Here is an 8,261-nt window from a genome sequence, read left to right as displayed (position 1 = left end):
ATGTGCGATCGCGTGGCCGTGACGAAGGTCGATTCGTGGATCGACATGAGCGTGCTGGAAGGCGCACTACGCGATGATCTCGATGAAAAAGCGCCGCGTGCGATTGCAGTGCTGGATCCGCTGAAGCTGATCATCGACAACTTTCCGGAAGGCACGAGCGAGGCGTGCAGCGCGCCCGTGCATCCGCATCATCCGGACCGCGGTGTTCGCGAGTTTCCGTTTTCGCGGGAATTGTGGATCGAGCGTGAAGACTTTCAGGAAGAGCCCAAGAAGGGATATTTCCGTTTGTTCCCGGGCAACAAGGTGCGGCTGAAGTACGGCTTCGTGGTCGAATGCACCGGCGCGGACAAGGACGAAAACGGCAATATCACGGCCGTGCACTGCAATTATTTCCCCGACAGCAAATCGGGCACCGAAGGCGCGAACGGCTACAAGGTCAAGGGAACGATTCATTGGGTCAGCGCGAAAGACGCGTATGAAGCCGAAGTTCGGCTCTACGATCGTCTCTTCAAGGAGCCACAACCTGGCGCCGGCGGCGCCGAATTCCTCGATGCATTGAATCCGGATTCAAAGCGTGTGGTTCGCGCGTATCTCGAACCATCGGCGCGCAACGCCAATGCGGAAGACCGGTATCAGTTCGAACGTCATGGCTATTTCGTGGCCGATCGGGTGGATTCGAAGCCGGGCGTGCCGGTGTTCAATCGTATCGTCAGCTTGCGCGATAGCTGGGGCAAACCGGCTTGAAGCCGGCGGGGCGTCTGCCGGTGTCCCTGGCTAGCAGTTGGATGCGCGCGTCTACGCGGCCGTCCGCTCGCGCAACGTGCGCAGCGGGCGCGCTGGCGCTGCTGCTGGCGGCGCAGACTGTCTGCGCGAGCACGGCGGAACAACCTCAAATCTCGCCCACGTTGCGCAAGATCGCCGAGAACAACAGCATTGTTCTTGGCGTGCGCGAATCGTCGGTGCCGTTCTCGTATCTGGATGCGAAGCAGCAGCCTATTGGCTATTCCCAAAGCATCGCGCTCAAAATAGTCGATGAAGTCCGGCGCCGCTTGCAAAAGCCCCATCTCGCCGTGAGCACGGTGGTGGTGACATCGACCAACCGCCTGTCTTACGTGGTCAACCATCAGATCGACCTGGAGTGCGGTTCGACCGCCCATATCCGGGACCGCGAACAACTGGTTGCATTTACCAACAGCTTCTTCGACTACGGCATCCGGATGGTGGTGAAGCGCAAGTCCGGCATCCGGAATTACAGCGACCTCGCCGGAAAAACGGTATCGACGACCGCAGGCACGTCCGACGAGCAACTGATCCGGGAATTGTCGATGAACCAGAAGCTCGACTTGCGGATCATCGCCGCCCGCGATCACGCGGAAGCGTTCGAGGCGGTCAAGACCGGCCGCGCCGTTGCCTTCGTCATGGACGATCCGCTGCTGTATGGAAAGATCGCGCAGGAAGGCGCCGCGCAGCGCGACTATGTGGTCACAGGCGACCCGCTTGCGCATGAAGCGTATGCGTGCGTCATGCGCAAGGGCGACCCGGTCTTCAAGAAACTGGCCGATGACGTCATTGCCGGCATGCAACGTTCAGGTGAAGCGGAGACGTTGTACGACACGTGGTTCATGCAACCCATTCCGCCCGACAACATCAATCTGCGTTTTCCGCTCTCGCCCGAGATGAGAGCGCTGTTTGCGAATCCGAACGACCGGCCATCGGACAATTGAACGGCTGCATCAGCCCATCAGGCTCGACCCGTCAGTCCAGCGTTTGATGCAGTTCGGCAAGCGACAGCGTGGTCTGGAATAGCCGCGCGAGACTGCGGCTTGCATACTGGTCGACGTCGGCCAGCGACACCCACCGGTAGGCATCCATTTCGGGGATCATCGTGCCGTCGCGCCGCCGGGGAAAGTACGATTCGCAAACGCACTCCTCGATCTTCACTTCGTCCTGGCTGACGCGCACGGCGAACAAATGCAAATCCTTGTCCCGCCGATACACAAAGCGCCCCAGATCCTTCAGCCGCTCCGCCGGCAAGACGATGCCCGTCTCTTCCACGAGCTCGCGCAACGCCGCTTCGACAGGCTCTTCGCCTTCTTCGCCCTGACCTTTGGGAATGTCCCAATGCGACGTCTCGGTCGCGTGACAGAGCAACACGTCGCCTTGCGTGTTGAGTATCACGACGCCGCACGAAACCGTCCGCTCAGCCATTGATCGATCTGCTGCTTCGAGCTACGAAAGGGTGTTCGCCGCGAAGCTTCAATTGGAGACTGCTCACTGCTTGAGCAGCGCCCATTTGCCGCCTTCGGTCTTGCAGACGGTCGGCGCCCAGGTCTGCGTCTGGCCCTTGGCATGCGCGACCATGGTCAGCTTCCGGCACGTCCTGTCGCCTTTCTTGTCCGTGTCCGACGGCGTGATCGTGCCAGTGACTGCTACCGGATTGCCGGCGCCTTCGTTGTTCCAGTCGAGCGACTCGCCGTCCTGCTTGGTATCCAGCGCGGTGTGTGCGGACTTGTTGAGTATCTGCAGATCACGCTGCTTCATGTACGTGATGGGCGTGTTGTTCAGGAACCCGAGATTAGCCGCTTGAGCTGCGCCGCTGGCCAGCAGCACGCAGCCCGCGACCAGTGACAACGTGATTTGCGTAGAGACGCGTTTGAGCCCGTGAGTCGGCTGTGACATGGAAATGTTCTCCCTCGTTGATATTGATTGATTTTCTGCGTGGATCGCCATTCGGAATGCTGTGACAGACTGGCGAGCAAGAATCGTGTGGGTCGAGGATAGCATGAGGCCACACGTGTTCCGCAAGCGTAGAAGCTCGGCCGAATGGCCATCGCGAGTATGTTTCAGAGAAATGCAGAACTATCTCGGACGTGTCCGATAGAGACCGGCGCAGAGCAAACCTAACATCAGTGAATCGCCGATTCTGCTTCCCCGCCCGCTCATGGAAACCCATCTCACGCCGACGTTTTACGGATGCCTGTGTATCGGGGTGATTGCGTGTGCGCTCATCATGCCGCAGGGCCTGGCAGCGGTGGACCGGCTGCTTGCAGGACAATCCGAGCGGTTTGATCTGGACAACTGGGGAGACGGAAATCGGTACGTGGACGAGATACAGCCGGCCATCTGGCCACGCGTCGTTACCGCCATAGGCGGCGCGCTGTTGTTCGCGGCGCTGCTTACGCTGATGTTTTTGTGCCAGCAACTTGCGCCGTGATGACGCAGACAAGCACAAACAAGCGCGGATTCCTGAAGTGATCGTGGTACGGCAGGAGGGACTCGAACCCCCGCCCCTCGGCTTAGAAGGCCGATGCTCTATCCAGCTGAGCTACTGCCGCATTGCAGACGATCCAGGATTTTACCTCATCGAATGCACAAGGAGCCCCATTCGGGGGCTCCTCACGTCATTCGCGTGGTATCAGACCGGTTGCGGATGCAGCATGAACCAGCCGAGACAGAACGCGCCCGCTATCAGGCAATACACGCCGAATGCCGCGAGCCGCCCTTTTCCTTCGAAATAACGCATCAGGAAACGCACGCTCAGATATGCGGCGATGCCCGTCAGCACGCCGCCGAGGATGGCATCGGCGAGTTGATCGGGCGCATGGAAGAGCTTGGGCAGTTCGAGTACGCCGGCCGCGAAGATGATCGGCGTGCCGAGCAGAAACGAAAACTCGGCGGCTTTCTCGGCGCTCAATCCTGCGCCCACGCCCGCGATGATCGTCAGGCCGCTGCGCGAGAAGCCGGGAATCAGAGCGCCGATCTGCGCCAGGCCGACCAGGAACGCCTGCTTGAACGTGAGGTCTTCTGGCGCGCGGGCGGAGCGGGAACGCGTCAACCGGTCACCTACCCACAGCAATACGCCGTTGACCATGAGTGCGACCGCGACGATCCGCAGGTCGTGGAAAAGCGCCTCGAGCCGCTTCTCGAGCAACAAGCCGACAATACCCGTCGGAATCGTGCCGATGATCAGCGCCCACATCATGTGGCCATCGGCATTCTTGCGGCCACGCAAGGACCCCACAAACCCGATCACCAGCGCCACCCAGCGCTTGCGGAAATACCACAGCAACGCGAGCGCGGTGCCAAGGTGAAGCGCGACAAGAAACGGCAGCAGCTGTGGCGCATGTTTGTCGATATGCATGCCGATCAAACCAGGCACGAGAAGGGTATGGCCAAGACTGCTGACCGGAAACAACTCGGTCACGCCCTGCAGCACGCTCAGGAAAATCAGAAACCACAAAGTCACGCGTCAGTCCTCTTTCGTTGTTGGCGATAAACCAGCGACAAGTCGCATGGTTTCGGCGGTGCGGCATACGGCACGCAAAACGCGCCGATTATGCCGGTCGCCAAAAGCAGCGCCAAGCGTTTGCGTGCGAGATCGCGCAATCGAAAGCTGATTGTTAGATATATGAATTCAAAAAGAAAAACAAAAAGGGCTCGTCGAAGACGAGCCCTTTTCAAACATGCCGATCAGCTAACGTGGCGTTTAGAGCTTGTATAAGAACAAAGCCGTCCCTGCGCCAAACGTACCAAAGATAAAAACTCCGAACATCATAGCCAGATCCATATCACCCTCGCCTTTCGTAGGATCATCTTGAACGATTGGATCGCCAAGGCCGCAAAATGTTTCACCCGCGTTACATCGTGCTTGCATTATCGGGCCAATGAAACCAGGTGTGTCAGTCGCAGTTTCCCCAAAAGGGTTTCCCCGTAGAATTGAGCGCGATGCATCGAACAGCCCGACCATTTACGCCAAGGAGACCACCCATATGTCATCACTACCCGAGATCCTGGAAATCAAACGCGATGACGCCGCCCTCGAAATTGCCCCCCACGCCGGCGCGCGCCTGATGACCTGGCGCGTCGGCGGCGAACCGGTCATCTTCTGGCCCGCCGCGCCTGACTGGTCCAACTTCGTCAAGATTCGCGGCGGCAATCCGCTGCTGTTCCCGTTTCTCGGCCGCCATTTCGTCGATGGCGAAATTGGCAAGTGGCGCGACCCGGACGGCGTCGTGCACGACCTCCCCATGCATGGCTTCGCGCGCAACCTGCCGTTCGAGCACAGGGTGGACGCGGACGGTCACGGTGTACGCATGACGCTCGTCGACAACGATTTCACGCGTCAGGGTTATCCGTTTGCTTTCCGTTTCGAGGCGGCGTACCGGCTCGTGGATGGCGTCACGCTCGATGTGGAATTGACGACCTCGAATCCGGGCGAAGTGCCACTGCCCTATTATTCCGGCCACCATTTCTACTTCGCGCTGCCGCACGATCAACGCGGCATCAGCAGCATCGAACTGCCGCGTACGGAAACGCGCCGGCAACTTGATGACGGCTCGATAAGCGAAGCGGAAGCCGGCAAGGCGCTCTATTCCATCGATGACCCGAGCATCCTCGACCGTTTTCATTGTTTCAACGGCCCGTCCGATCAACCCGTGCGGCTGGTTACGCCCGGTCTGAAACGCGCGGTGAACTTCGATCTGCAACGGCCTGACTCGGTGCCCTGGTATGCGGTCACGACCTGGACCGAAGCACCGGCGTCGGATTTTTATTGCGTCGAGCCATGGGTCGGTCTGCCCGATGCCATTCACAACGGTCACGGATTGCGTTGGCTTGCGCCCGGGAAAACGGAAACGGCGGCACTCAGGCTGACCATTTCACCGGCGTCGTAAGGGGAAGATGAGCGCCGCGCGTACCTGGGAGCGCGCAGGCTTCTGAGTGCCACGGCACGGGGACGTTAAAATCATACCTTTCGACGTTACGCGTTGTTGTTCGTCCGCCGTGGCTCTCCGGGTTGTGCGGCGCTTTGCGAGGTTCTGAGTTTGGTACAAATAATTCGACGGCTGACCTGCGCGACCTTGGTCGCAGTGCTCGCCGCGTGTGGCTCCGCACCTGTGGGACCGGGGTTTTATCGTGTGGAACGGGGCGATACGGTGTCCAAGATCGCCCGTGCGAACAGGACAACAGCGCAAAATATCGCGCGCTGGAACAACCTTGCCGACCCGAACGCGATTGAAGTCGACCAGGTGCTGCGTGTGGCGCCCCCGACGGGGACGGCCCTTGCATCGGCGCCTTCATCGACCGCGCCGGCCCGTACAGGCGGCACGAGTTCTGCGGATACCGCTCCCGCTGTCTCCGGCGGCGCGATCCGGCCCGCCACCAGCATTTCGCTGATCTGGCCGGTCCAAGGCGACGTCATCCGCGGTTTCGACGGCAAGAGTTCGAAAGGTATCGATATTGGCGGCACACCCGGCACGCAGATCGTCGCGGCAGCGGCCGGCTCGGTGGTGTATGCGGGAAACGGCTTGCGCGGTTACGGCAACCTGTTGATCGTGAAGCACAACGCCGATTACCTCACCGCTTACGCGCATAATCGCGCGCTGCTCGTGAAGGAAGGCCAGAGCGTCGCGCAAGGCCAGCCCATCGCGGAAATGGGCGACAGCGACACAAACCGCGTGATGCTGCACTTCGAATTGCGCTACAAGGGCAGTTCGATCGATCCGTCGCGCTACTTGCCACCTCGATGAATGCACCGGCGCACAAACGCGTTCAGCCACGTTCAATCAGTTACAGGGAAGATTCGATGAAAGACAACGTCCGCGCCCCGGCGCCTGGAAAACTGGCCATGATGGCTGCCGTGCTGGTCGCTGCAGCAGCGCTGGCGGGTTGCGCAAACACGGCGAAACGGACTTATTTGCCAACCGGCGATACCGGTTTTGCGATCAACTGCAGCGGCGGCGATGCCAGCACAAGCTGGGCCGAATGCTACAAGAAGGCCGGAGAGATCTGCGGGTCGTATGGTTACGACGTGGTGTCGAAGGACGTGGACAACGGAGCGACATCGGGCGGATCGGTCGCCGGAATCTTCGGCGCGAACGTCAAGAACCGGTCGATGGTGATTCGCTGCAAGCAATAGGACTCGTACGGCTCGCAGCCGCATGATGCTTCACGGCGGCGCCGAGTCGCCTGCTTCGTTCCCGCACGTCTGGAACATGCAGCGAGCAGGCGAGCCGTGCTCCGCGCCACCGCCCCGACAACGGATCGATGTGCAACGCGAACACCAGCAAAGAAGCCATTGCCAGCGGGCAAACAGCAAGAAAGATCCACAGCGCGGTCATGTTCGAGATCAATTTCAACTGGAGAGATATTCGATAATACCGTTGCAGCAAGAATTTCGCATGACGCACGGCTATCCCGAATATTCGATCGTAACAATTACGTGACGCGGCCTTGGTTGCCGTGGCTTGCTTCTTCTTGGGATCGCACCGTCACACATCGGGTTACGCGTTGAAACAAGTGATCACAATCCAGCAGATTGTTGCGACCTAGAATGACTACAGCCCGCGCCTCTCTGCGCGAACAGGTACCGCGGGTCAGAAACGCCGATGTGCCCGCATCGGCGTTTCGCCTTTCTCTGCCCACGTCGTCTAGCGGCAAACAAAAGGCCGTTCCAACTCACGTCGGACCGGCCTTTTACCTCACTCAACGCTGACTCAATGCGACGCGTGATCGTGGTCATGCTTGTGAGCGCTCGGGTCCTCAGCCGCCTGGCATGCCGGGCAAATGCCCTTGAGTTCGATATCGTCACCCGCCAGTTTGTATCCGCTTGCCTCGACCTGCGATAACAAGCTCTGGCGCAACTGCTTTTGCTGCTGCAATTCGGTCACCCGCCCACATTGCTGGCAAACCACCAGCACGCCATGCTGGCAATGCGTCAGGTCGTGGCAGACCGTGAACGCGTTGATTGATTCGATCCGATGAATCAGTCCCGCCGACAGCAGGAAATCCAGCGCCCGATAAACCGTCGGCGGCGATGCGTTGGGATGCATCGCGCGCATTTCGTCGAGCAGCGTGTAGGCCTTCGTTGCACGTCCGGACGTGAGCAGCAGCTCCAGCACTGTGCGGCGGATGGGCGTGAGCTTTTGACCGCGTTCGCGACAGTAGTCGTCGGCCATGGTGACCGCAGCCTGAAGCGCGTCGGCAGACGAGTGGTCGTGGGACTGGGCGGCGTTGGCGGGCGTGTTCATGGACAAATTATACGCTGCTGCCACGTTCGGACAGGCGACAGGCTCGCGGCATGCAGGCGATCATTGCGGCTGCGCGGAGGGGGCTGCCCTGGCCGGCGCGATGGTCATGTCGGGCGGTGTGGTATCGGTTGGAACGCCCTTGTAGTCGGGCGGGTCCTGAGGTATTACGCGATGCGGCGTTGAATCGGCACATGCCGAGAGAATCAGGGAGCAGGCAAACAGAACGGCGAAGCG

The 8,261-nt window shown here is 60.0% G+C and carries 9 protein-coding genes, 1 tRNA gene and 1 pseudogene; 6 read left to right on the top strand and 5 right to left on the bottom strand.

What is annotated here, in order from left to right:
• Positions 1–744, top strand: a pseudogene (locus tag ACFFAR_RS17555) (glutamine--tRNA ligase); the annotation flags it as partial.
• Positions 745–785: 41 nt separating this feature from the next.
• On the top strand, positions 786–1,724 hold the full coding sequence (locus tag ACFFAR_RS17550; RefSeq protein ID WP_083637414.1) for a transporter substrate-binding domain-containing protein: 939 nt from the start codon (positions 786–788) through the stop codon (positions 1,722–1,724).
• A gap of 31 nt (positions 1,725–1,755) precedes the next feature.
• Here the strand turns inward: ACFFAR_RS17550 and ACFFAR_RS17545 are convergent, their stop codons facing one another.
• Together ACFFAR_RS17545 and ACFFAR_RS17540 are read right to left on the bottom strand one after the other, a co-directional pair.
• Positions 1,756–2,208 carry an NUDIX domain-containing protein gene (locus tag ACFFAR_RS17545; RefSeq protein ID WP_061999893.1) on the bottom strand — a complete coding sequence of 151 codons (453 nt, stop codon included), beginning with the start codon at positions 2,206–2,208 and terminating at the stop codon, positions 1,756–1,758.
• 63 nt (positions 2,209–2,271) lie between these two features.
• Positions 2,272–2,679, bottom strand: coding sequence for an RT0821/Lpp0805 family surface protein (locus tag ACFFAR_RS17540; RefSeq protein WP_061999894.1), 408 nt, complete (start codon positions 2,677–2,679; stop codon positions 2,272–2,274).
• 262 nt (positions 2,680–2,941) lie between these two features.
• Between ACFFAR_RS17540 and ACFFAR_RS17535 the strand changes: the two genes are divergently transcribed.
• Complete coding sequence (locus ACFFAR_RS17535) at positions 2,942–3,214, top strand: hypothetical protein (protein ID WP_062167174.1); 273 nt, start codon at positions 2,942–2,944, stop codon at positions 3,212–3,214.
• 44 nt (positions 3,215–3,258) lie between these two features.
• Here the strand turns inward: ACFFAR_RS17535 and ACFFAR_RS17530 are convergent.
• Together ACFFAR_RS17530 and ACFFAR_RS17525 are read right to left on the bottom strand one after the other, a co-directional pair.
• Positions 3,259–3,335, bottom strand: a tRNA-Arg gene (locus ACFFAR_RS17530).
• An 80-nt stretch (positions 3,336–3,415) separates the two neighbouring features.
• Positions 3,416–4,246, bottom strand: a complete 831-nt coding sequence (locus ACFFAR_RS17525) for an undecaprenyl-diphosphate phosphatase (RefSeq protein ID WP_062167176.1) — start codon at positions 4,244–4,246, stop codon at positions 3,416–3,418.
• A gap of 523 nt (positions 4,247–4,769) precedes the next feature.
• On the opposite strand from ACFFAR_RS17525, the gene ACFFAR_RS17520 reads away from it, so the two are divergent.
• The 3 genes from ACFFAR_RS17520 to ACFFAR_RS17510 all read left to right on the top strand — a co-directional run bounded on the left by ACFFAR_RS17520 (position 4,770) and on the right by ACFFAR_RS17510 (position 6,916).
• On the top strand, positions 4,770–5,672 hold the full coding sequence (locus ACFFAR_RS17520) for an aldose epimerase (protein WP_062167180.1): 903 nt from the start codon (positions 4,770–4,772) through the stop codon (positions 5,670–5,672).
• A 150-nt stretch (positions 5,673–5,822) separates the two neighbouring features.
• On the top strand, positions 5,823–6,527 hold the full coding sequence (locus ACFFAR_RS17515; RefSeq protein ID WP_174365435.1) for a peptidoglycan DD-metalloendopeptidase family protein: 705 nt from the start codon (positions 5,823–5,825) through the stop codon (positions 6,525–6,527).
• Positions 6,528–6,583: 56 nt separating this feature from the next.
• Positions 6,584–6,916, top strand: a complete 333-nt coding sequence (locus ACFFAR_RS17510) for a hypothetical protein (protein WP_062000926.1) — start codon at positions 6,584–6,586, stop codon at positions 6,914–6,916.
• Between the two features lie 577 nt (positions 6,917–7,493).
• Here ACFFAR_RS17510 and ACFFAR_RS17505 read toward each other — a convergent pair.
• Entirely contained in the window at positions 7,494–8,027 is a 534-nt protein-coding gene (locus ACFFAR_RS17505; RefSeq protein WP_082771300.1) for a Fur family transcriptional regulator, read from the bottom strand.
• Positions 8,028–8,261: the final 234 nt, after the last annotated feature.

Source organism: uncultured Caballeronia sp. (assembly GCF_964243625.1).
Classification (GTDB): Bacteria; Pseudomonadota; Gammaproteobacteria; order Burkholderiales; family Burkholderiaceae; genus Caballeronia.
The sequence above is the reverse complement of the archived record's forward strand: the minus strand, read 5'-3'. Positions and strand labels throughout refer to the sequence as shown.